21 protein-coding genes and 2 tRNA genes are annotated in these 24,145 nt (G+C 44.6%); 19 read left to right on the top strand and 4 right to left on the bottom strand.

All coding sequences use genetic code 11. From position 1 onward, the window contains the following. Positions 1–133 precede the first annotated feature (133 nt). A complete protein-coding gene (locus R7M92_RS11430; RefSeq protein ID WP_318133390.1) occupies positions 134–979 on the top strand; it encodes a magnesium transporter in 846 nt (281 codons plus the stop codon). Here the strand turns inward: R7M92_RS11430 and dacB are convergent. Together dacB and R7M92_RS11420 are read right to left on the bottom strand one after the other, a co-directional pair. After that, positions 958–2,379, bottom strand: coding sequence for a serine-type D-Ala-D-Ala carboxypeptidase (dacB, locus tag R7M92_RS11425; protein ID WP_158159760.1), 1,422 nt, complete (start codon positions 2,377–2,379; stop codon positions 958–960). The two genes, R7M92_RS11430 and dacB, sit on opposite strands and share 22 nt — an antisense overlap. 186 nt (positions 2,380–2,565) lie before the next feature. Further along, a complete protein-coding gene (locus R7M92_RS11420; RefSeq protein ID WP_005380064.1) occupies positions 2,566–3,588 on the bottom strand; it encodes a porin in 1,023 nt (340 codons plus the stop codon). A 546-nt stretch (positions 3,589–4,134) separates the two neighbouring features. Between R7M92_RS11420 and greA the strand changes: the two genes are divergently transcribed. After that, positions 4,135–4,608, top strand: a complete 474-nt coding sequence (gene greA / locus R7M92_RS11415) for a transcription elongation factor GreA (RefSeq protein WP_005380065.1) — start codon at positions 4,135–4,137, stop codon at positions 4,606–4,608. Between the two features lie 84 nt (positions 4,609–4,692). On the opposite strand, the gene yhbY is transcribed toward greA, so the two are convergent. Further along, the gene (gene yhbY, locus R7M92_RS11410) at positions 4,693–4,989 is read right to left on the bottom strand and encodes a ribosome assembly RNA-binding protein YhbY (RefSeq protein WP_005380066.1); all 297 of its coding nucleotides are present in this window, start codon (positions 4,987–4,989) and stop codon (positions 4,693–4,695) included. Between the two features lie 138 nt (positions 4,990–5,127). On the opposite strand from yhbY, the gene rlmE reads away from it, so the two are divergent. The 17 genes from rlmE to R7M92_RS11325 all read left to right on the top strand — a co-directional run bounded on the left by rlmE (position 5,128) and on the right by R7M92_RS11325 (position 23,207). Further along, positions 5,128–5,757 (top strand): 23S rRNA (uridine(2552)-2'-O)-methyltransferase RlmE, encoded by a 630-nt coding sequence (gene rlmE / locus R7M92_RS11405; protein ID WP_005388985.1) that lies wholly within the window; start codon positions 5,128–5,130, stop codon positions 5,755–5,757. A 108-nt stretch (positions 5,758–5,865) separates the two neighbouring features. Beyond that, positions 5,866–7,839: an ATP-dependent zinc metalloprotease FtsH gene (gene ftsH, locus R7M92_RS11400; protein WP_017635895.1), complete on the top strand. Its 1,974-nt coding sequence runs from the start codon at positions 5,866–5,868 to the stop codon at positions 7,837–7,839. A gap of 52 nt (positions 7,840–7,891) precedes the next feature. Further along, positions 7,892–8,722, top strand: coding sequence for a dihydropteroate synthase (folP, locus tag R7M92_RS11395; protein ID WP_017820419.1), 831 nt, complete (start codon positions 7,892–7,894; stop codon positions 8,720–8,722). Positions 8,723–8,741: 19 nt separating this feature from the next. Then, the gene (glmM, locus tag R7M92_RS11390; protein WP_005388992.1) at positions 8,742–10,082 is read left to right on the top strand and encodes a phosphoglucosamine mutase; all 1,341 of its coding nucleotides are present in this window, start codon (positions 8,742–8,744) and stop codon (positions 10,080–10,082) included. Between the two features lie 220 nt (positions 10,083–10,302). Next, complete coding sequence (gene secG, locus R7M92_RS11385; RefSeq protein WP_005380080.1) at positions 10,303–10,641, top strand: preprotein translocase subunit SecG; 339 nt, start codon at positions 10,303–10,305, stop codon at positions 10,639–10,641. Between the two features lie 16 nt (positions 10,642–10,657). Next, a tRNA-Leu gene (locus tag R7M92_RS11380) sits at positions 10,658–10,741 on the top strand. 56 nt (positions 10,742–10,797) lie between these two features. Then, positions 10,798–10,874, top strand: a tRNA-Met gene (locus R7M92_RS11375). 225 nt (positions 10,875–11,099) lie between these two features. Next, positions 11,100–11,555 carry a ribosome maturation factor RimP gene (gene rimP / locus R7M92_RS11370; protein WP_005386424.1) on the top strand — a complete coding sequence of 152 codons (456 nt, stop codon included), beginning with the start codon at positions 11,100–11,102 and terminating at the stop codon, positions 11,553–11,555. A gap of 36 nt (positions 11,556–11,591) precedes the next feature. Further along, positions 11,592–13,079 (top strand): transcription termination factor NusA, encoded by a 1,488-nt coding sequence (gene nusA, locus R7M92_RS11365; protein WP_005380084.1) that lies wholly within the window; start codon positions 11,592–11,594, stop codon positions 13,077–13,079. 22 nt (positions 13,080–13,101) lie between these two features. Beyond that, positions 13,102–15,813 (top strand): translation initiation factor IF-2, encoded by a 2,712-nt coding sequence (infB, locus tag R7M92_RS11360; RefSeq protein WP_005380086.1) that lies wholly within the window; start codon positions 13,102–13,104, stop codon positions 15,811–15,813. A gap of 114 nt (positions 15,814–15,927) precedes the next feature. Then, positions 15,928–16,323, top strand: coding sequence for a 30S ribosome-binding factor RbfA (rbfA, locus tag R7M92_RS11355; protein ID WP_005380087.1), 396 nt, complete (start codon positions 15,928–15,930; stop codon positions 16,321–16,323). Further along, positions 16,323–17,276, top strand: a complete 954-nt coding sequence (gene truB / locus R7M92_RS11350) for a tRNA pseudouridine(55) synthase TruB (protein WP_005380088.1) — start codon at positions 16,323–16,325, stop codon at positions 17,274–17,276. The genes rbfA and truB overlap by 1 nt, the downstream gene beginning before the upstream one ends. A 141-nt stretch (positions 17,277–17,417) precedes the next feature. After that, positions 17,418–17,687, top strand: coding sequence for a 30S ribosomal protein S15 (gene rpsO, locus R7M92_RS11345; protein WP_005380094.1), 270 nt, complete (start codon positions 17,418–17,420; stop codon positions 17,685–17,687). A 292-nt stretch (positions 17,688–17,979) separates the two neighbouring features. After that, positions 17,980–20,115 carry a polyribonucleotide nucleotidyltransferase gene (gene pnp / locus R7M92_RS11340; RefSeq protein WP_005380098.1) on the top strand — a complete coding sequence of 712 codons (2,136 nt, stop codon included), beginning with the start codon at positions 17,980–17,982 and terminating at the stop codon, positions 20,113–20,115. 178 nt (positions 20,116–20,293) lie between these two features. Then, positions 20,294–21,214, top strand: coding sequence for a lipoprotein NlpI (gene nlpI / locus R7M92_RS11335; protein WP_005380101.1), 921 nt, complete (start codon positions 20,294–20,296; stop codon positions 21,212–21,214). Positions 21,215–21,313: 99 nt separating this feature from the next. Next, positions 21,314–21,736: a MarR family winged helix-turn-helix transcriptional regulator gene (locus R7M92_RS11330; RefSeq protein WP_005380103.1), complete on the top strand. Its 423-nt coding sequence runs from the start codon at positions 21,314–21,316 to the stop codon at positions 21,734–21,736. A gap of 124 nt (positions 21,737–21,860) precedes the next feature. After that, positions 21,861–23,207, top strand: a complete 1,347-nt coding sequence (locus R7M92_RS11325; protein WP_062730457.1) for an MATE family efflux transporter — start codon at positions 21,861–21,863, stop codon at positions 23,205–23,207. Positions 23,208–23,260: 53 nt separating this feature from the next. On the opposite strand, the gene R7M92_RS11320 is transcribed toward R7M92_RS11325, so the two are convergent. Further along, positions 23,261–24,139: a U32 family peptidase gene (locus R7M92_RS11320; protein WP_318133408.1), complete on the bottom strand. Its 879-nt coding sequence runs from the start codon at positions 24,137–24,139 to the stop codon at positions 23,261–23,263. Positions 24,140–24,145 lie beyond the last annotated feature (6 nt).

Here is a 24,145-nt window from a genome sequence, read left to right as displayed (position 1 = left end):
ACATTCTGAATAGACAGTGCATTCGCATTGGTTTTCTCTGTGCATCTTAATTGTTGTCTGACTTTTAGCGTGCGAGAGTGGCTTTTTCATGCTTTGTCGATGGTCGTTACCAATGCCAATCGGGAGATTCGCCATGACGGTAATGAACAACACTTTTATTGAAACAACACCAAACTTTTCTGAAGTAGAAATTGGTGCAGCTCGCAATGCATTCTTGCAGTACGAGCAAGAGCAACAAGTCCATTTGCTTACGGTTATGCCGATTGATGAGGCTGTAGGTATTTTACAGCATTGCTCTGTCGGCTATGTGAATAGTCTTATTGCTCAACTTGAGCAAGCAGGTCATGACAAACGCGCACGTCATTATGCTCACCAACTGGGTCTGCATATGTCTGAAGTTGATACACCCGATGGTTATTTATCAACTAGTGTTTTAGGGCATGTAAAACAGCGTATTGGATGGATCATTACGCTGGCTCTTTTAGGGATAGTGTCAGGCTTGATCATCGCTCAGTATGAGGACACCCTTAGTCAGCTTGTTTTACTTGCAGTGTACATGCCAGTGATTGCAGCTGCTGGTGGTAACACAGGAACACAAGCAGCAACTTTGGTGATTCGTGCTCTTGCTACTGGAGAGTTAAAAAAACGCCAATGGTTAGAAGTTTTGTGGAAAGAGAGCCGAGTCGCTCTATTTATTGCGCTAGCAATCGCTATCGTGATGATTGGACGCATTATGTTATTTAGTGCAGGACAATCAACAGGAGGCTTTGAACTGACCGATATCGCACTGGCAATAGCAGTTGCGCTGTTCATTCAAGTCACCATTTCTACAACATTGGGCGGGCTGTTGCCAATTATTGCACGAGCTTGCAAGTTGGACCCAGCCGTATTGGTGAGTCCAGTTCTTGCGTCTATCGTCGATATTTCAGGAATGTGGATTTACTTTAACGTGGTGAACTATTTCTTAGGTATTGCCTGACTAAAGTTCACAATGTCATTGTAAAAAAGCTGCTCAAAATGTGTAATCGGGGCGATGACAGGTGTGTTGTCGTCCCTTTTTTCTGGGAAGTAGTCTGAAACAAACTGAACAAAAATGGTGTTAGGTTGACCATTTTTATCCAAGCCATATCCAGCCATATTGTAAGTCCCGTAGATAGAGCCACTTTTCGCGATCAGCTGTCCTTTAATTGGAAGTTTTCGCATACTTTGTCGGTACTTTAATGTGCCGGATTCACCTGATTTCGGCATGATGGCAATCAATTTGAGTTCGTTTTCATGCTTCCAAATATAGCGCAGCATTTCAGCCATCTTGGTCGCGGAGATCCGGTTATTTCGCGAAAGTCCTGAGCCGTCTTCTAGGCGCGCATTACGAATATCAATACCAGTGTTGGCGAAAATGATCTGCTTGATCGCTTCTGTCCCGTTAGTAAAACTGCCTGGCTGAACGAAAAATTTAGCGCCAAGTGTTTTGGTTAATGTGTCAGCAATCAAGTTGTCAGAGTTTTTGAGCATATCTTCAAGAATGTCTGGTAAGGCCTTTGATTGATGCATTGCGATGAGCTTTCGCTGCTTTTCTGGCGCCGTACCGACCCTAATCTTTCCTGATACCCCAATGTTGAGCTCCTTGAGCAAAGTCGCCAACCTTTGACTGGTGTAACGCTCAGGGTCTTGAACCGCAAATTTCAGTGGCAATGGTTTGTCTCTTTCAACCAAGCACCCTGTTAGCTTGTAGTTGTTATCGGGATTTGCAACTAAACCTAAGTCACAATGACGACTTTTCTTAATGGTTTTAGAAACTGTTTCTACGGTACTTGTGACACGAATAGGTTGATGCTCTGGTACGTAGACCCGCGTTCCACCATCTTTTTGTGTATAGATAGAGGCTTGTACACAGTTGTTATTGAGTGTGATGGTCGATGCCGGAGCGCTGTAGCAAACTCCCAAGATATCCCACGGCCAGCCCACCGCACGGTTATAACCAGTGAATGCGCTGTTATCGAGCCATAGGTCACCGTTAATCCGTTTTAAGCCATTTTTCTTAGCTAGAGTGAGAAGTGATTTTAAGTCGTTGGTTTGGAGTGTTGGGTCGCCGACAAAGTAAATCACTGTATCTGAGTTCGACGTTTCCAGCTTGGTTCGAAACCTGAAGTTATCACCCAGTTCTAGCTTTGCGGCTAATGCGGTGACGATTTTTAATGTACTCGCTGGTGGGAACAGTTGTTCGGTAGGATGAACACCGTCAAGCTCAGCATTTTCACTGAGTTTTTCCGCAACTAAACTGATGCGGGCGCCTTCAGGCAACACCTCTTGATGAGGGTACGCTTGTGAAAAAGCAGAAAGTAATGAAGAGAATATGAGCAAGGGCCAACGTAAACGCATAATGATACTTTCTAAGGTGAGTTATGTGATTGAGTATACGCAAGTCCTTTCAATATGCTAGGTAACTAAAGAAATGCTTCAAATGTCTTCATGAATGAGACACGAGAGAAAGGCGCGCTGCTTAAAATGAAGTATAAAAAATGCCCGCTTAAAGCGGGCATTCGATATTCTAGTCAAAGACCGGAATTAGAAGTCGTAACGTAGACCTAGAGCTAGCTCGTCTTCAGCATCGATCTTAGTTGCAACTGTTTTGCTCGTGTCAGTTGAACCAAACTTGTCACCTGCATCAATCAGGTTGAAGTTGTAAGAAATGTAACCACGGAAGTTAGGCTTGAAGTAGTAAGAAGCATCAACAGCGAAGTTGTTTGCAGAAGTTTCGTTGTTAGTTTCTGCATTGTTGTATGATGTTGTAAATACTGTTTGGCCTAGAGTGTAAGCACCCGCTAGCTCGTAACCAGTGTAATCAACTGTGTTACTGTTGTTTGAATCTTCCATTTTCTCGCCGTCAGTGAATACACCAGCGAAGTAAAGATCAGACATTGTGTAAGATGCAGCTAGCATGTACTCGTTAGCTTTGTCTTGATCTGCGTAACCAGCACCTAGCTCAAGACCAGTGTCAGCTAGAGCGTAGATTGCAGATAGAGAGTAACCGTCTTGTTTGTTGTCGTAGTACTCACCAGTGTTTTTGTTTTCCATACGATCAGCGAAGCGGTAGCTTGCTTTTACGCTTAGGTTTTCAAACTGGCCTTTGTAAGCCATCATGTTGTCTGTACGGTCTGATACAGCTAGTTTGTCTGCTGCAGAGTTACCGTGGTAAGCCATGATATCTGTGAAGTCAGTGATAACGCCTAGTGCACCTTCAGTTTTACCGTATGCGAACTCACCGTAAGCACCGCCAAGACCAGCGTAAGCAAGACGAGTTTCTAGATCGCTCTTGTCGTCGCCGTCTACAGTACCGTTTTGAGCAGTCTCAAATTCACCTTCCCAGAAACCAACACCGTATAGGTTGTCATTGATTTCTTGTTTACCAAGGAAGTTTAGACGGATGCGAGATTTGTCTTGAGCGTCGCCATCTTTCATAGATAGACGTGCTTCAGCACGGCCGCCCATTTCTAGAGAAGTACCGTCTTGGTTGTAAAGTTCAGCTGCGTTTACGCCAGTTGCCATAGCTGCTGCAGATACAGAAAGAGCAATTAGAGTCTTTTTCATCTTATTTGTCCTAGTTAGCTGTCCATAATCATTGTTGTATGGGGGAGAGGTGATCTCTCACAAGTTGTTGGTCCAAAATTGGCTAATTGAGCGATGTAGTTCGCACTTGTAAGCCATTGATCTAACAACTCGCTGGACATGTTTTACTGCTAAAGTTTCCGTATGAGTTAGTAAAATGATATAAATCCCACTGATGAACACTGTTCAATTGTGCGTTGTTTTTATTTAAATTGCTGTTTTTGATTGAAATTATTGGCAATGACATTAGCCTGACATTGATTAGTTTTTATCTTTTTTGAGGTTTTTGGTGTAATGAACAGTGTTGTTTTTCAATAAATTGAGAAGGTAATTCGCCCTAGAACCGCTCTAAAAGTGAGTTATATCATTATGCCGAAAAGGCATAGTCTTGCTGTCTTTCGAATTAAGATGATTTCGTCCGGGAGTTTGTTTACACTAAACGAAATACATCTTTAAGCGCACTACCCAGTCCTATGACAGGGTGGGCTTTTTTTTGTCCAAAGACCCATTTGGGCTTGAGGTTATAAAATGGAAAAAGTTCCAATGACACTACGTGGCGAGCAAAAGCTACGTGCAGAACTCGATCGTCTACTTAAACTACGTCCTCAGATCTCAGAGGCAATTGCTGAAGCTCGTGAGCTAGGTGATTTAAAAGAGAATGCTGAATATCACGCCGCTCGTGAAGAGCAGGGCATTTGTGAAGCACAAATCCGTGACATTGAATACAAACTGTCAGTTGCTCAAGTTATTGACGTAACGAAGATGGAGAACACGGGTAAAGTTATTTTTGGTTCAACCGTAACCTTGATTGATATCGACACCGAAGAAGAAAAAACGTACCAAATCGTTGGTGATGACGAAGCCGATATCAAAGCAGGTCGCATTTCAGTGAGCTCACCTATTGCTCGTGGCCTGATTGGTAAGATGGAAGGCGATGAAGTTGCTATTCAAACTCCGGGTGGCGCGAAAGACTTCGAAATTGACCGAGTAGAATATATCTAAGTCGTCTGGAGTAGCATTACTACTCTGATAAAACGCAAAAAGGTCGCCTCAGGCGACCTTTTTTCTTCAGCAACGTAAGTAGAGTTACTTACGAGGGATTTCGATTTTACGCTCTTCAGACTGGCGGTATAGCACAAGCACTTTACCAATAGTCTGAACTTTTTCAGCGCCCGTCTCACGTACGATAGCGTCGATGATTAGCTGTTTTGTTTCACGATCTTCCGAAGCAACTTTTACTTTGATAAGTTCGTGATGGTTAAGAGCGATTTCAATTTCTGCTAGCACGGCTTCTGTAAGTCCATTTGCGCCCATTAGCACAACAGGTTTTAAACTGTGAGCTAGGCCTTTAAGGTGCTGCTTTTGTTTGGTGCTTAGGTTCATTACGCGGCCAATTTTCTTTAAAATAAGGGTTGAAAAAAGCTATTTTAACGCCATCTATTGCTGAAGACTATAATTTATTGAGTAATAGGTAGCGCCTATTAAAACAATAGCTCCAATTTGTGCCTTGTTGGGATTAAAATGAGTAAACAAAAACATTCGGCTAGTTCTGGTCGTTGGTTGAAAGAACACTTTGATGATAAATACGCGAATGAAGCCCGAAAAAAAGGCTACCGCTCACGTGCTTATTTCAAGATCGATGAGATTCAAACGAAAGATAAATTGTTAAAGCCTGGAATGACAGTCGTCGACTTGGGGGCTGCGCCGGGCGGATGGTCTCAATATGCTGCTAAGATAGTAGGGGACAGTGGTCAGATCATCGCGTGTGACTTGCTTCCTATGGACCCGATTGCTGGCGTTAGCTTTTTACAAGGCGACTTTCGTGATGATGCGGTATTGGAAGCTTTGCTAGAAAGGATCCAACCTTCCATGGTAGACGTAGTAATGTCTGATATGGCGCCTAACATCGCGGGAAACAATTCTGTTGATCAACCTCGCGCTATGTATTTAGTTGAATTAGCTTTAGATATGTGTCGACAAGTTCTAGCGCCTAATGGTAGCTTTGTCGTAAAGGTTTTCCAAGGGGAAGGCTTCGATCAGTATGTGAAAGAAGTCCGAGACATGTTTAAAGCCGTAAAAATTAGAAAACCAGACTCATCGCGAGCTCGCTCTCGAGAGGTCTTCGTCGTAGCCACTGGTTACAAAGGTTAACCATTTTGCTCTCTTGAGAGCGTGTTAACACTATAGCTACAGTTAATGAACTGTAGTACCCTACCTTTAATTACAATTAGTTATCGAGAGGCTTACACCTTGAGTGACATGGCAAAAAATTTAATTCTGTGGCTTGTTATCGCCGTCGTATTGATGTCGGTATTCCAGAGCTTTGGCCCTGGAGAAAGCAATGGCAGAACCGTGGATTACACCACGTTTGTACAGGAAGTTGGCCAAGGCCAGATTCAAGAAGCAACTTTTAAAGACGGTGAAATTAGCTTTGTTCGTCGTGGCGGCGGTGCCAAAATGGTCACTTACATGCCAGTGTATGACCAAAAGCTTCTAGATGACCTAATTAACCAAAACGTGAAAGTACAAGGCACGCCTCCAGAAGAGCAAAGCTTGCTGGGTACTATCTTCATCTCTTGGTTCCCAATGATCTTACTAATTGGTGTATGGATTTTCTTCATGCGTCAAATGCAAGGCGGCGGTGGTAAAGGCGCCATGTCTTTTGGTAAGAGCAAAGCTCGAATGATGAGCGAAGAACAAATCAAGACAACTTTTGCTGACGTTGCAGGTTGTGACGAAGCAAAAGAAGACGTGAAAGAGCTGGTGGACTACCTACGCGATCCAAGCCGCTTCCAAAAGCTGGGCGGTAAGATTCCAACGGGTGTTCTAATGGTTGGTCCTCCTGGTACGGGTAAAACGCTTCTAGCGAAAGCCATTGCCGGTGAGGCGAAAGTACCATTCTTTACTATCTCTGGTTCTGATTTCGTAGAAATGTTCGTTGGTGTTGGTGCATCTCGTGTGCGTGACATGTTTGAACAAGCAAAGAAAGCCGCACCTTGTATTATCTTTATCGATGAGATCGATGCGGTAGGTCGTCAACGTGGCGCAGGTGTTGGTGGTGGTCATGATGAACGTGAACAAACACTAAACCAAATGCTCGTTGAGATGGATGGTTTCGAAGGTAACGAAGGTATTATCGTTATCGCTGCGACTAACCGTCCGGATGTGCTGGACCCTGCGTTACTGCGTCCTGGTCGTTTTGACCGCCAAGTGGTAGTTGGTCTTCCAGATGTACGTGGCCGTGAACAGATCCTAAAAGTTCACATGCGTAAGGTCCCTCTAGCGGGTGATGTAGAGCCTTCTCTCATCGCACGTGGTACTCCAGGCTTCTCTGGTGCTGACCTAGCAAACTTAGTTAACGAAGCAGCCCTGTTTGCTGCGCGCGGTAACAAGCGCAACGTTTCTATGGTTGAGTTTGAACTGGCGAAAGACAAAATCATGATGGGTGCTGAGCGCCGTTCAATGGTGATGTCTGAGGAAGTGAAAGAGTCAACCGCATACCACGAAGCGGGTCACGCGATTGTTGGTCGCTTGGTTCCTGAACACGATCCAGTGTACAAAGTGTCTATCATTCCACGTGGTCGTGCGTTGGGTGTAACAATGTACCTTCCAGAGCAGGACCGCGTGAGTATGTCTCGCCAACACCTAGAATCAATGATTTCTAGCTTGTATGGTGGTCGTTTAGCAGAAGAACTTATCTACGGTGCTGACAAAGTATCAACCGGTGCTTCTAATGATATCGAGCGCGCAACAGATATTGCTCGTAAGATGGTTACTCAATGGGGTTTCTCTGAAAAGCTTGGCCCTCTGCTGTATGCAGAAGATGAAGGCGAAGTGTTCTTAGGACGTAGTGTAACTCAGACTAAACATGTGTCTGACGATACAGCGAAGTTGATTGATGACGAAGTTCGTCAGATCATTGACCGCAACTACGATCGTGCGAAGAAGATTCTTCAAGAGAACATGGATATCATGCATGCGATGAAAGATGCGCTGATGAAGTATGAAACCATTGATGCTCGCCAGATTGATGACTTAATGGAGCGCAAAGCTGAAATTCGTGAGCCTGCGGGCTGGAGTGATAACTCAGCAAGCAAACCAGAAGACAGCGACAAGCCTCAAGCAAAGCAAGAAGTTAAAGAAGAAGCAACGGAGACTGCGAAAGATGCAGAACAGCCTAGCTCTTCTGAAACCACTTCTAACGAAGCGCCTGAAAAGAAAGACTCTGAATAAAGAGTATCGATAATATTAAACCCCGAGTTATCTCGGGGTTTTTGTGTTTATGATGATGATTACAGCAAATAACAAATCTTTGGACCTTTCGCGTCCACATGTCATGGCCATTCTAAATGTGACACCGGATTCCTTTTCGGATGGCGGTAAATACAACTCAATTGAACTTGCTCTTGCTCAAGTTGATAAAATGATAAAGGCTGGTGTAAGTATTGTTGATGTTGGTGGTGAATCAACAAGACCTGGTGCACCGGATGTGTCTTTGGAAGAAGAGCTTAGGCGTGTTGTCCCAGTAATCAAAGCCATTCGTGAAAAGTATGATGTGTGGATTTCCGTTGACACCAGTAAAGCAGAAGTGATGCGTCAAGCAATTGATGCTGGGGCTGATTTGATCAATGACATCCGCTCGCTGCAAGAGCCTGGTGCTCTGGAAGTCGCAGCAGAAGCAAACCTTCCAATTTGTCTGATGCATATGAAAGGTCAACCTAGGACCATGCAAGTTGACCCTCATTATGATGATTTAATGGGGGACGTGTCGGCTTTTCTAGAAGAACGTATCGCGGCGTGTGAAGCTGCAGGGATTGATAAATCTCAACTGATTCTCGATCCTGGGTTTGGCTTTGGCAAAACAATCGAACACAATTATCATATGCTTGCTCATCTTGAAAAGTTTCATGAATTCGGCCTGCCTATTTTGGCTGGCATGTCTCGTAAATCCATGATCTTCAAACTGTTAGACAAGCCAGCGGCAGAGTGTACGAACGCAAGTGTTGTTTGTGCTACGATTGCCGCGATGAAAGGCGCGCAGATCATTCGCGTGCATGACTTTGAAGAGACAATCGAAGCAATGAAAGTTGTTGAGATGACGAAAAACAATATTTAAAAATAATAAAGGAAAGTTTATGTCGAATGAAAGACGTTACTTTGGTACTGACGGTGTGCGCGGTAAAGTAGGACAATACCCAATCACTCCAGACTTCGTACTTAAGCTTGGCTGGGCTGCTGGTCGTGTACTAGCGAAACAAGGCACAAAGAAAGTTATCATAGGTAAAGATACACGTATTTCAGGTTATATGCTTGAATCTGCACTAGAGGCAGGCCTTGCAGCTGCGGGACTTAAAGCAACATTTACTGGTCCCATGCCAACTCCAGCTGTGGCCTATTTAACTCAGACTTTCCGTGCCGAGGCTGGTATTGTGATTTCTGCATCACATAACCCATATTACGACAACGGCATTAAATTCTTTTCTTCTGAGGGTACTAAGCTACCTGACGATATTGAATTGGCGATTGAAGCAGAGTTAGATAAAGAAATTGAATGTGTGGAGTCTGCTGAGCTTGGTAAAGCAACCCGCCTAAATGATGCAGCTGGTCGTTACATCGAATTCTGTAAGAGTACTTTCCCATCTGAGTTGAGCCTTGCGAACTTTAAGATCGTAGTAGACTGTGCGCACGGTGCAACGTACCACATCGCTCCAAATGTCTTCAAAGAACTTGGGGCAGAAGTTATCGCTATGGGCGTAGAGCCTAACGGCATCAACATTAATGAAAAAGTGGGCGCAACAGACGTACGAGCTCTTCAACAGCGTGTTGTTGAAGAGCAAGCGCATCTTGGTCTCGCGTTTGATGGTGATGGTGACCGTATCATTATGGTCGATCACTTGGGTAACAAAGTTGATGGTGACCAAATTGCTTATATCATCGCTCGTGATGCACTTCGTCGTGGTGAGCTAAAGGGTGGTGTTGTTGGTACACTAATGACTAACTTGGGTATGGAAAATGGTTTAAAGCAGCTAGGCATTCCGTTTGTACGTGCTGCTGTTGGTGACCGTTATGTCATGGAGCAACTGCTAGAAAAAGGTTGGAAAATTGGTGCTGAAAACTCAGGCCATGTGATCTTATTAGATAAAGTCACAACCGGCGATGCGATTGTTGCTGCACTTCAAGTACTTGCTTCTGTAATTGGCAGCGATATGTCTTTATATGAACTATCGCAAGGAATGACACTATATCCTCAGGTTTTAGAAAATGTCCGTTTCTCAGGAGAAAGTAACCCTCTTGAAGCTACAGCTGTATTAAATGCTGTCGCTGAAGTAGAGGCGACACTTGGTGATAAAGGGCGTGTATTGCTGCGTAAGTCTGGCACTGAGCCTTTGATCCGCGTTATGGTGGAAGGAGAAGATGGTGAACTAGTTCAACACTCAGCATTGAAAATCGCTGAGGCTGTTAAAGCAAGTTGTTAATCATTGCGTTAAAGCATGTCTTGAATGAAAAGGGCGTCTTTTGCCCTTTTTTTGAGCGCTTAACGCATTGGCATTGATTTTTTACTAATTTTCCCTTGTCAGCGTTACTGGCTTTCGCTAGTATTGCTCCGCCTCCCGTTAGGAGGTCGCTAGCCTTGTTCATTATGATTTATTCTTTTGAACGGCGCTGGCTCAACAATTTGGAACATAGGTGGAAAAAATGTTTTCAGTTCTACTTGTGATTTACCTGTTGGCAGCGCTTGGTGTGATTGGCCTTGTGTTGATTCAACAAGGTAAAGGCGCAGATATGGGAGCCTCGTTCGGTGCTGGTGCTTCAAACACAGTGTTTGGTGCTGGCGGCTCAGGTAATTTCTTAACCCGAACAACTGCTATTTTAGCAACCGTATTCTTTATCGTTAGCTTGTTACTTGGTCGTATGTCTACGCACCAGACTGAATCACAATGGGTAGACCCAACGTTAGGTCAACCAGTTGTTGAACAAGTTAAGGATGCAGCGAGTGAAGTTCCTGCCCCTGCGGGTGATGAAATTCCTCAATAAGCTGTAAGGTTTTGATGCCGAGATGGTGAAATTGGTAGACACGCTAGCATGAGGTGCTAGTGCCTTAGGTGTGAGGGTTCGAGTCCCTCTCTCGGCACCATGTATTTACAAACTTGTAAATCACTTGTTTGCGAGTATAATGCTCAGCAAGTCGGACGCGGGGTGGAGCAGCTTGGTAGCTCGTCGGGCTCATAACCCGAAGGTCGTCGGTTCAAATCCGGCCCCCGCAACCAATCTCTTTCTTTAAAAGGAAATCGTAGATTGGCAAGTTTGCGTAGTGCTAACCACACTACGAGTTAAGAAAAGCAATTGTTGGCTATTCTTAACGTATCAGGGTCCAGCAGCATAAAACCCCGACTATCGGGGTTTTTTGTTATCTGAGCTTTTTGAAATAGCTCAGATACTGCTTGGTTTTTTGATTGGGCTCTGAGCCCTTTTTTTGTTTCTGGAGTGGTTAAATGACTGGTTTAGAAAGACAACTTACTGAAATGCTTGACGCGCCAGTAGCGGCATCAGGTTATGAGTTAGTTGGATTAGAATTCATTCGTGCAGGCGCGCACTCAACGTTACGTATCTACATTGACCATGAAAATGGTATTAACGTAGACGACTGTGCAGAAGTTAGCCACCAAGTTAGTGCAGTTTTAGACGTTGAAGATCCAATTTCTGTTGCTTACAGCCTAGAAGTGTCTTCTCCAGGTTTAGAAAGACCACTTTTTAAAGCAGCACATTACGAGCAATTTATTGGTCACGAGGTCAGCATCGTATTGAAAATGGCTGTAGCAAACCGTCGTAAGTGGAAAGGTATTATCCACGGTGTTGATGGCGAAACAGTGACAATTACTGTAGACGGTCAGCAAGAAGAGTTTGCTCTAAGTAACATTTCCAAAGCTAACCTGATCCCTAAATTTTAGTTCCCTAAAAAAGTTTAAGCTTAGAGGCTAAATACAATGAGTAAAGAAATTTTAGCGGTAGCAGAAGCGGTATCGAACGAAAAAGCGGTACCTCGTGAGCGTATCTTTGAGGCTCTTGAGATTGCTCTAGCAACTTCTACAAAGAAGAAATACGAAATCGAAATCGACGTACGTGTTGCCATTGACCGTAAAACCGGTGAGTTTGTAACTTACCGCCGTTGGTTAGTTGTTGATGACGTTGAGAACCCTACAAAAGAGATCTCACTAGAAGCAGCGCAATACGAAGATGACTCAATCGAGCTTGGCGACTACGTAGAAGACGAAATCGAATCAGTAACGTTTGACCGTATTACGACTCAAACTGCTAAGCAAGTTATCGTTCAAAAAGTTCGTGAAGCTGAGCGCGCACAAATCGTTGAACAGTTCATAGACAATGAAGGTGATCTAATCACTGGTGTCGTGAAAAAAGTAAACCGTGACACAATCGTGCTTGATCTTGGTAATAACGCTGAAGCGGTAATCCTGCGTGATGACCAACTTCCTCGTGAAAACTTCCGTCCAGGCGACCGCGTACGTGGCCTTCTTTACAAAGTCGCGCCTGAAGCACGTGGTTTCCAATTGTTCATCACTCGTTCTAAGCCAGAAATGTTGGCAGAACTGTTCCGTGTTGAAGTGCCTGAAATCGCAGAAGATATTATCGAGCTTAAAGGCGCAGCACGTGATCCTGGTTCTCGCGCTAAGATCGCTGTCAAAACAAATGACAAACGTATCGACCCTGTAGGTGCGTGTGTTGGTATGCGTGGTGCACGTGTACAAGCTGTTTCTGGCGAACTTGGTGGTGAGCGTATCGATATCGTTCTTTGGGATGATAACCCAGCTCAATTCGTTATCAACGCAATGGCGCCAGCTGATGTTGCTTCTATCATCGTTGATGAGGATGCACATTCAATGGACATCGCAGTTGAAGCTGACAACCTAGCGCAAGCTATTGGTCGTAACGGTCAAAACGTGCGTCTAGCATCTCAACTAACCGGTTGGGAACTGAATGTTATGACAGTTGCTGATCTTCAGAAGAAACACGCTGAAGAATCACAAGCATCTATTGAAAACTTCATGAAGTACCTAGATATTGAAGAAGACTTCGCTCAACTTCTTGTTGAAGAAGGTTTCTCAACGCTAGAAGAAATCGCATACGTGCCAGTTAACGAGCTACTAGAAATCGATGGTTTGAATGAAGAACTAATCGAAGAGCTTCGTGGACGTGCAAAAGATGCACTAACGACGATCGCACTAGCACAAGAAGAGTCTTTTGAAGGTCTAGAACCAGCTGAGGACCTACTTGCACTTGAAGGTCTTGAGCGTGAGATGGCATTTAAATTGGCAGCGAAAGGTGTAGCGACACTGGAAGATCTTGCTGACCAAGGTATTGACGATTTAGAAGGTATCGAAGGCCTGACCGAAGAACGTGCAGGTGAGCTAATTATGGCCGCACGTAACATCTGTTGGTTCGGCGAAGAAGCATAATTTTCGGCAAGGAGGAAGCGGCATGACACAATTAACAGTTAAAGCACTGAGTGATGAGATTGGTACGCCAGTCGACCGCTTGATTGAACAACTTGCTGACGCTGGCATTAAAAAGGCGAGCTCTGACAATGTTACTGATGAAGAGAAGCAGAAGCTTCTCTCTCATTTAAAGAAAGAACACGGTGATAAATCAGGTGATTCAGAGCCGACTCGCCTTACGCTTCAGCGTAAAACTCGTAGTACACTTAGTGTGAACGCGGGTGGTGGTAAGAGTAAGAATGTTCAGGTTGAGGTGCGCAAAAAACGTACATACGTGAAGCGCAGCACAATTGAAGATGAAGCGAAACGTGAAGCTGAAGAAGCAGCACAACGTGAAGCAGAAGAAGCAGCAAAACGTGCAGCAGAAGAAGCTGCAAAACGTGAAGCTGAAGAAGCTGCAAAACGTGAAGCTGAAGAAGCTGCAAAACGTGAAGCGGAAGAAAAAGCGAAACGTGAAGCTGAAGAAAAAGCGAAGCGAGACGTAGATACGAATGCACAACGTAATGCTGAAGAAAAAGCAAAGCGTGATGCTGAAGAGAAAATTAAGCAAGAAGCAGCGCGAAAAGAGGCCGACGAGCTTAAACGTCGTCAGGAAGAAGAAGCTAAGCGTAAGGCTGAAGAGGAAAGTCAGCGCAAGCTTGAAGAAGCTCGCGAATTGGCTGAAAAGAATAAAGAGCGTTGGTCTGCTGCAGAAGAGAAAAAGGGTGATATGGAAGATACAGATTACCATGTAACGACTTCACAATACGCACGTGAAGCCGAAGATGAAGCAGATCGCAAAGTAGAAGGCGGTCGTCGTAAGAAGAAAAAAGCAGCTTCGGGTAAAGACGACCAAGCTCGCGGTGGCCGTAACAACCAACGTGGCGGTAGAGGTCGTAAGGGCAAACTTGCTAAGCCGACTTCAATGCAGCACGGGTTTGATAAGTCAGCAACGGTTGCTAAGCAAGACGTTGTAATTGGCGAAACGATCGTTCTATCAGAACTTGCTAACAAGATGTCGGTTAAAGCGACAGAAGTTATCAAAGTAATGATGAAGATGGGCGCTATGGCGACTATCAACCAAGTGATCGACCAAGAAACAGCACAACTTGTTGCTGAAGAAATGGGCCATAAAGTAGTTCTTCGTAAAGAGAACGAACTGGAAGAAGCGGTACTATCTGACCGTGACACTAACGCGGAAGCAGTTCCACGTGCTCCAGTTGTTACTATCATGGGTCACGTTGACCACGGTAAAACGTCAACACTTGACTACATCCGTCGCACACACGTTGCTTCTGGCGAAGCGGGTGGTATTACTCAGCACATTGGTGCGTACCACGTTGAAACAGACAACGGCATGATCACGTTCCTTGATACTCCTGGACACGCAGCGTTTACTGCAATGCGTGCTCGTGGTGCTCAAGCAACAGATATCGTTGTTCTTGTAGTTGCAGCAGACGATGGCGTAATGCCACAAACAGTAGAAGCGATTCAGCACGCGAAAGCGGCAGGCGTTCCTCTAATTGTTGCTGTGAACAAGATCGATAAAGAAGACGCGAACCCAGATAACGTTAAGAACGAGCTTGCTCAATACGACGTTATTCCTGAAGAGTGGGGCGGTGAGAACATGTTCGTTCACATCTCTGCTAAACAGGGTACAAACATCGATGGTCTTCTAGAAGCAATCCTTCTTCAGTCTGAAGTTCTTGAACTTACAGCTGTAGCTGAAGGCATGGCATCTGGTGTTGTTGTTGAATCTCGCCTAGATAAAGGTCGTGGTCCAGTTGCAACAGTACTTGTTCAATCAGGTACACTAAACAAAGGCGACATCGTTCTTTGTGGTCAAGAATACGGCCGTGTTCGTGCAATGCGTGATGAGCTAGGTAAAGAAATTACTTCGGCTGGCCCATCTATCCCTGTAGAGATCCTAGGTCTTTCAGGTGTACCATCTTCAGGTGATGAAGCAACAGTAGTTCGTGACGAGCGTAAAGCGCGTGAAGTAGCTAACTACCGTGCTGGTAAGTTCCGTGAAGTGAAACTTGCTCGTCAGCAGAAATCTAAACTAGAGAACATGTTCTCTAACATGACTGCTGGTGAAGTTGCTGAACTTAACGTTGTACTTAAAGCAGACGTTCAAGGTTCTGTAGAAGCAATCGCAGACTCACTAGTTAAGCTATCTACTGACGAAGTTAAAGTGAACATCGTTGGTTCTGGTGTAGGTGGTATTACGGAAACTGACGTAGTACTAGCGGAAGCTTCAAACGCAATCATCCTTGGCTTTAACGTTCGTGCAGATGCTTCTGCTCGCCGTGCTGTTGAAGCCGCAGCTGTTGACTTACGTTACTACTCAATCATTTACCAATTGATTGATGAAGTGAAACAAGCAATGGGCGGTATGCTTGCTCCAGAATTCAAGCAAGAGATCATTGGTCTTGCTGAAGTTCGTGACGTGTTTAAGTCACCGAAACTGGGCGCTATCGCTGGTTGTATGGTTACAGAAGGTGTGATCAAGCGTAACAACCCAATCCGTGTACTACGTGATAACGTTGTTATTTACGAAGGTGAACTAGAGTCACTACGTCGTTTCAAAGATGACGTTCAAGAAGTTAAGAATGGCTACGAATGTGGTATCGGCGTTAAGAACTACAATGATGTTCGCGTTGGTGACCAAATCGAAGTCTTCGAAATCGTTGAAATTAAACGTACTCTAGACTAATTGACTAAAATTACTAATATTGTCTTTGAAAGATAAGTAGTAATTGGTTGTTGAATACACCATGGGGGGCTGGCTTTGACCAACCCCCCATTCTTTCTATATAAGAGTAAAGATATGTCAAAAGAATTTAGCCGCACGCAGCGCGTTGCACAGCAGCTGCAAAAAGAACTAGCGATGATCCTTCAACGTGAAGTTCGTGACTCTCGCCTTGGCATGGTGACGATCTCAGACGTAGAAGTCTCTCGTGACCTAGCTTACGCAAAAGTATTTGTGACCTTCCTGTGTGTGGGTGAGCAAACACCAGAATCATGTCTAGCAGCGCTACGTGAGCACGAAGTGCACATTCGCATGATGTTAGGTAAGCGTATTCGTCTACGTTTAACGCCAGAAATCCGCTTCCACTATGACAATACGCTTGTTGAAGGTATGCGTATGTCTAACCTAGTGTCTGAAGTCGTTAGTTCAGACAAACAAAAGCAAAAAGATTCTGGTCGTGAGGACGAAGAATAATGGCTCGTCGTCGTAAAGGTCGTCCAATTAATGGCGTTATACTGTTGGACAAACCAACAGGTATCTCTTCCAATGATGCACTGCAAAAAGTAAAGCGAATCTACTTTGCCGAGAAAGCAGGCCACACTGGAGCCTTGGACCCATTAGCGACAGGCATGCTGCCAATTTGCTTGGGTGAAGCGACAAAATTTTCTCAGTTTCTTCTTGATTCTGATAAACGCTACCGCGTGATCGCAAAGCTGGGTGAACGTACCAATACGTCTGACTCGGATGGTGAAGTTGTAGAGACGCGTCCAGTCGATGTTACGTTAGACAAGCTAGAAGCGTGCATCGATCAGTTCCGTGGTGAATCTGATCAAGTGCCTTCCATGTTCTCTGCGTTGAAGTATCAAGGTAAACCCTTGTATGAATACGCTCGTAAAGGCATCGAAGTTCCGCGTGAATCTCGTAAGATCACGGTATATGAGATTGTTCTTCACCGTTTTGAAGGCGATGAAGTAGAGATGGAAGTGCACTGCTCTAAAGGTACCTATATTCGTACTATCGTTGATGATCTGGGCGAAATGTTAGGTTGTGGTGCGCACGTAACTATGCTTCGTCGTACTGGTGTTGCTAAATACCCTTACGAGAATATGGTAACACTTGAGCAACTAAATGAGTTGCTAGAGCAAGCTCACCGCGAGGAACGAGCGCCTCGAGAACTACTGGACCCACTGCTTTTGCCAATGGATACAGCGGTAGAAGACTTACCAGAAGTCAACTTGGTGCCTGAACTGGCGAATATGGTCCAACATGGGCAGCCCGTTCAAGTATTTGGTGCTCCGACTGAGGGCTCACTTCGCCTTACTATGGGTGAAGAACGCTTGTTTATTGGCGTTGGCGAAATGAACGAAGATGGCAAAATCGCTCCTAAGCGATTGGTCGTGTTCCGAGATGACGTTGCATCCAAGTAAATGATTGAAAATACCGACCTGAGTGTCGGTATTTTTATATTGCACGAGATAGGAAATTTCCCTATAATCCGCGCTTCGCGTAGCGGCTGAATCAGAGATTGGCTGCTACAACTTTAAACCTACTCTTATTAGGAGAGAATTATGTCTCTGAATGCAGAAACTAAAGCAGCAATCGTTGCAGAATACGCACAAGGCGAAGGCGACACTGGTTCACCAGAAGTTCAAGTAGCTCTACTTACAGCTTCTATCAACCACCTACAAGGTCACTTCAAAGCGCACAAAGGCGATCACCACAGCCGTCGTGGTCTTCTACGCATGGTTTCTCGTCGTCGTAAGCTTCTAGATTACCTAAAAGGTAAAAACCTAGCTCGCTACCAAGACCTAATCAAACGTCTAGGCCTACGTCGCTAATCAGCGACTGCATAGCAGTTTGTCTAAAAAGGGGCTTTATGCCCCTTTTTTGTTGCCTAAATTTAGCCAAATTAGACTTATGCCGTTATAATACTGGCGGCTAAACCTTGTAAGAGGTTTTCTCAAAAGCTCATAGCATTACAGTCAACCACGTCGACCAAAAGGTCGCGACTATTCAAAAGGAATTTCCGAGTTTCTTTTTACTAGTCGCGATTCGTAATGCCTTGAGTGTCAATTAACACATCTAAGATTTCTTTAAGCACTAAAGGAAGATTAGAAACAAGGAATAACAATGTTCGAAAAACCAGTTGTTAAAACGTTCCAGTACGGTAACCACACAGTTACTTTAGAAACTGGCGTTATTGCACGTCAAGCTACAGCAGCAGTTATGGTCACAATGGATGATACGTCTGTATTCGTATCTGTTGTAGGTAAAAAAGAAGCCGTTGCAGGTCAAGACTTCTTCCCACTAACGGTTAACTACCAAGAGCGTACTTACGCTGCGGGTAAAATCCCAGGCGGCTTCTTCAAACGTGAAGGTCGTCCTTCTGAAGGCGAAACGCTAACAGCTCGTCTAATCGACCGTCCAATCCGTCCGCTATTCCCAGACGCGTTTAAAAACGAAGTTCAGGTTATCGCGACAGTAATGTCTGTAAACCCAGATGTTCAGCCAGATATCGTTACAATGATCGGTACTTCTGCTGCTCTTGCTATCTCTGGCATTCCATTCAACGGCCCTATCGGTGCGGCGCGTGTTGGTCATATCGATGGTCAGCTTGTACTTAACCCTAGCCAAACTGAACTAGAAACTTCTAAGCTTGACCTTGTTGTTGCAGGTACAGAGTCAGCAGTACTGATGGTTGAGTCAGAAGCGGACAACCTAACTGAAGAAGAAATGCTAGCGGCGGTTGTTTATGGTCATGACCAACAACAAGTTGCTATTCAAGCTATCAACGAATTCAAAGCAGAAGTTGCAACTCCTGCTTGGGATTGGGTTGCTCCTGAAGAGAACACAGCGCTTAAAAATAAGATTGCTGATCTAGCAGAAGCTAAACTTGTTGAAGCTTACCAAATTACTGAGAAAATGGCTCGTTACGACCGCATCCATGAGATCGCTGCGGAAGTAAATGAAGTTCTTCTTGCTGAAGATCCTGAAGCAGACACAAAAGAAATCCACACTATCTTCCATGATCTAGAGAAGACAGTAGTACGTAGCCGTATTATTGCAGGTAACCCTCGTATCGATGGCCGTGAAAAAGACATGGTTCGTGCACTAGATGTACGTACTGGTGTTCTTCCTCGTACTCACGGTAGCGCGCTATTCACTCGTGGTGAAACTCAGGCGATCGTTACTGCAACGCTAGGTACTCAGCGTGATGCTCAAATCATCGATGAGCTAACTGGTGAGCGTAAAGATCACTTCCTACTGCACTACAACTTCCCTCCATACTGTGTAGGTGAAACTGGTTTTGTAGGTTCTCCTAAGCGTCGTGAAATCGGCCACGGTAAACTGGCGAAGCGTGGTATTGCTGCAGTAATGCCTTCTGTTGATGAGTTCCCATACACAGTACGTGTTGTATCGGAAATCACTGAATCTAACGGTTCATCTTCAATGGCTTCAGTATGTGGTACTTCTCTTGCACTTATGGACGCAGGTGTGCCAATCAAAGCATCTGTTGCTGGTATCGCAATGGGTCTTGTTAAAGAAGGTGACGATTTCGTTGTACTTTCTGACATCCTTGGCGATGAAGACCACCTAGGTGACATGGACTTTAAAGTAGCAGGTACTAACACTGGTATCACTGCACTTCAAATGGACATCAAGATCGAAGGCATCACTAAAGAAATCATGCAAATTGCGCTTAACCAAGCTCAAGGCGCACGTAAGCACATCCTATCTGTAATGGATGAAGCAATCTCTGGTGCTCGTGAAGACATCTCTGAATTTGCTCCGCGTATTCACACGATGAAGATCAGCGCTGAGAAGATCAAAGACGTTATCGGTAAAGGTGGTGCAGTTATCCGTGCTCTAACTGAAGAGACTGGTACAACTATCGAAATCGAAGACGACGGTACTATCAAGATTGCGGCAACTGAAGGCACTGCTGCGAAAGAAGCTATCCGCCGTATCGAAGAGATCACTGCTGAAGTTGAAGTGGGCCGTATCTACACAGGTAAAGTTGCACGTCTAGCAGACTTCGGTGCATTCGTAACGGTTCTTCCAGGCAAAGATGGTCTTGTACACATTTCTCAAATCGCAGAAAAACGCGTAGAGAAAGTGTCTGACTACCTAGCTGAAGGTCAAGAAGTTCAAGTTAAAGTTCTTGAAATCGACCGCCAAGGCCGTGTACGTCTAAGCATGAAAGAAGCGGTAGAAAAGCCAGCTGAAGAAGCTGCTGCTGAAGCACCAGCTGCTAAAGACGAGTAAGACAAAATGAGACTTTCAGCCTTTTATTAGATTAAGGGCCTGAAAGCATGTTATAAAAGGGGAGCATTTTCGCTCCCCTTTTTTGGTTTGTTTCGATGTATTAACCTCAAACGAGGTTATCGCCTATATTGCATTAAGAGAAATAAATCTTGAGCGGTCCAAACAGGAGTATCAATTAGTGAAATGGTTTCAAACCGCAATTTTATGTGTTGCTATCGCGCTGACCGGTTGTGCAAATACTTCTCAACAATCAGCACAAAAGTGGTTATATCCACCGATGGCGGTGCCACTTCAGCCTAGTGTTCAACAAGAAGTACAAATCGCGCGTCTCTCGCAGTTGCTACAACGTCCCGACCTTAGTGATGAAGTGCGCGCTAAAATGCATTATGAGCGCGGTAGCTACTACGACAGCGTTGGTTTACGTGATCTTGCCCGTTTGGACTTTAACCAGTCTTTGCAGTTGAATCCTGCTCAGCCGGACATCTTCAATCTTTTGGGAGTATACTTTACCCAAGTAGGAGAGTTTGATGCGGCATATGAAGCGTTTGACTCGACCATAGAGTTGGCTCCTGATAATACCTATGCTGAGCGCAACCGTGCGATTGCACTGTATTATGGTGGCAGAATCGATCTCGCTTTAGAAGATATGACCAAGCATTATCAAGAAATGCCAACGGATCCTTTTCGTTCATTATGGCTGTACATCATCGAAGCTGAGCAAAATCCAGAGCAAGCAAAAGCCAATCTTCAACAGCGTTATTTACGAGATCGTAGTGAAGAGTGGGGATGGGTTCTTGTTGCCATCATGCTACGAGACGTCTCGGACGAAGACGCGCTTAAAGCAATTATGGATGGAACGAGAGAGAACTATCGCCTAGCTGAACGATTGACGGAAACGTATTTCTACCTTGGAAAGCGTAATCAGCTTGAAGGTGATATCGCAAGTGCCATCTCACTTTATAAGCTCGCGATTTCGTTCAACGTTTACGATTATGTTGAGCATCGCTATTCTTTCTTGGAGTTGGCGCAAATTTACGATCAATTACAGCAAGATAGATTGGCCAAGTTAAAGGCTGCCAAGAAGCTGGAAATTGAATGATTTAGAGCCGCTCGATGAGAGCGGCTTTTTTTATGATTGAACTTGATGAGTGACTCATTTAAAATAGTTAGTCTTGCTAACTAAGTGGTGGTGGCTTTTATGGCATTAGAAGAAAGCTTGATTGATTTAGAGCGTTTTTGCGCCAAAGCTTGGCGTGTCTATGCCAAAGAAGATCCATTATCACATCTAAGCTTTAATGAGTTCGATTATTTACGTGTGATTCAGGTTTACCCTGAGGGTGTGCGAATAACCGATCTTGCAGAAGAGCTGCAAGTGACTAAGCCTTCCGCATCGACAATGGTTGTGCGTTTGGAAAAAAAGGGTTTGGTGAAACGCATCGCATGTAATGAGGATGCTCGTGCTAAGCGTGTGTTGCTTACGGAAGAAGTCGCAGAAAAAATGTCTTTGGAGCAGGTAGTGTACAAAGATATCTCTGACCAAATGATGCAACAATTAAATCAGCAAGAAGCTGAACAGTTACAAGCTTTATTGAATAAAGCATTGAGTAATAAGTCATTTTAAACTAAAGCAAAGGCCTCAGCTGTATGGTTTAGTTTTTGTTGTTTCATCTTTCTTTTATTTAATTTAACCATTTAGTTAGTCTTGCTAATTAAATGGTTAGCTTTGCTAACTACTGGTGATAGTCATGCAAAACTCAATTTATAGACAGTTTTGGAAATATACGATTCCAACCGTCGCAGCAATGCTCGTAAACGGTTTGTATCAAATAGTTGATGGCATTTTTATTGGCCGTTATGTTGGCGCTGACGGATTAGCTGGGATCAATGTTGCGTGGCCTATTATCGGTTCGATCCTCGGTATAGGAATGATGATTGGGGTGGGGACTGGCGCGCTGACTTCGATCAAGCAAGGAGAGAACGATCATGAAGGCGCTAAGCGAATCCTAACGACCGGATTGACGTTGTTAGCGGCATTGATGCCGGTCGTTGCTACAATATTGTTCTTGTTTTCGGATGAATTTATTCGCTGGCAAGGTGCGGAAGGGCGAGTGTTTGAACTTGCGCTGCAATATTTGCATATTCTGATTGTCGCGTGCGTATTCACGTTGGGTTCTATCGCAGTTCCGTTTCTGTTACGCAATGACGACAGCCCGAACTTAGCAACGATTTTGATGGTCATCGGTGCCGTTATTAACATCGTATTAGACTACGTATTTATTGCTTGGTTGGAGTGGGAGTTAACCGGAGCCGCTATTGCCACTGCACTTGCACAATTAGTGGTCACTGTGCTCGGTATTGGTTACTTCTTTACTTCAAAAGCAACATTACGCCTTCGTATCCGCGACTTCAAAGTTCAGGTTGATGCTGCACCAAAGATTATCATGATAGGTACATCAAGTTTCTTTATGTACGCCTACGGCTCTGTGATGGTGGCACTGCACAACGCGTTATTTGCTCAATACGGAAGTGCAATGTTGATCGGAGCGTACGCCATTTTGGGGTACATCGTGACGGTTTACTATCTGATAGCCGAAGGAATTGCGAATGGTATGCAGCCTTTAGTGAGCTTCAACCACGGTGCACGTAATCAGGAGAACATCAGAAAGTTATTAAAGGTCGCGATGGGGACATCTGTGCTTGGTGGGGTGGCGTTCGTTGTTTTGATGAACCTTTTCCCGTACGAACTGGTTGCGGTGTTTAATAATGCTGACCAACAGTTGATTGATAGCACTGTGATCGGGATTCGTTTACACATGTTTGCGTTGTTCTTAGATGGTTTTTTAGTTGTGGCGGCCGCGTACTATCAATCAGTAAACAAAGGCAGCAAAGCTATGTTTGTAACACTAGGCAACATGCTGGTCCAGTTGCCATTCTTATTCATTATGCCGAAACTTTTCGGCGTGACAGGCATTTGGTTAGCTTTCCCATTGTCTAACATTGCATTGAGTTTGGTCGTGATCAGTATGTTGTGGCGAGATGTGAAAAAGCTGCTTAATGAAACTTCGGCTGAGCCAACAGTGCAAGCCTGTTAACAATGGCTGATAGAGAAAAGCGAGGTTGGGCCTCGCTTTTCTTTTTTGGGGAGCTAAATGTTTTTTACTTCTAAGCCAGCTAGCTGATGCCAATAGCCATTGCATTGGCGGCTTTCAAGTTTTTCAGGGTTGTCGCCGTGCTCGTTTGAGCGAAAATGCTCTAACTCAGAAAGTGTACTCACACCGAGAGGGCTTAATCGGACCACATCAACCAGGCCTTGCATACTTGGTAAGTCATTGATCAGGTTATAACAATACCCTGATTGCGTTTGAATGCCGTTAAGGTTAAAGACTTCTTGTCCTTCTTGGCTGCTGACCTGGATACCCGTAGGGTATTTGATACAGCAGGTTTCGCAATCGTCTTTCGCTAGGTTTTCAGCTCGGGCTGTGAAACAGCGAGCGGAATACGCTAAAGGCAAATAACCGTGGCTAAATACCTCAACTTCAAACTTGTTACGAATACCAAGCTCGTGACACTGAATTAAAGTATCGTTTAACCATTCGCGAGATAGCTCGACAGGCATGCACCAACGCATCATACCTTGCTTTAAAAATAAGTTGAGCGTGTGTGCGTTATAAGTATTGATTGCAGGGCCAACGACGAAAGGCACTTTATGCTCTGATGCCAATTGAACAGCAGATACGTCATTTGCTTCAATCGCGAAGTCACCGTTGTCGATGTACTTCTTCATTATGTTTACTTCACTCGGAGCTTCTAGTAGTGCCATTGTTGATAGCACCACTTGCTTGCCAGATGCAGACAGCTCTTTTGCGATTTCAAGCCAATGCGAAGGCTTCATTTCTCGACGTTTTGAACATACGGTTTCCCCAAGATAGATGATGTCCGCGGAGCTTGATTTCGCTTGTTCATAAAACGCTTCGATGTCTTGTTTTGGCCAGAAGTACAACAGCGGGCCAAGCGCGTATTTCATTGAATT

The sequence above is a fragment of the Vibrio sp. Vb2880 genome, from assembly GCF_033337975.1.
Lineage (GTDB): Bacteria > Pseudomonadota > Gammaproteobacteria > Enterobacterales > Vibrionaceae > Vibrio > Vibrio alginolyticus.
This window is presented reverse-complemented; position numbering and strand designations above follow the sequence as displayed.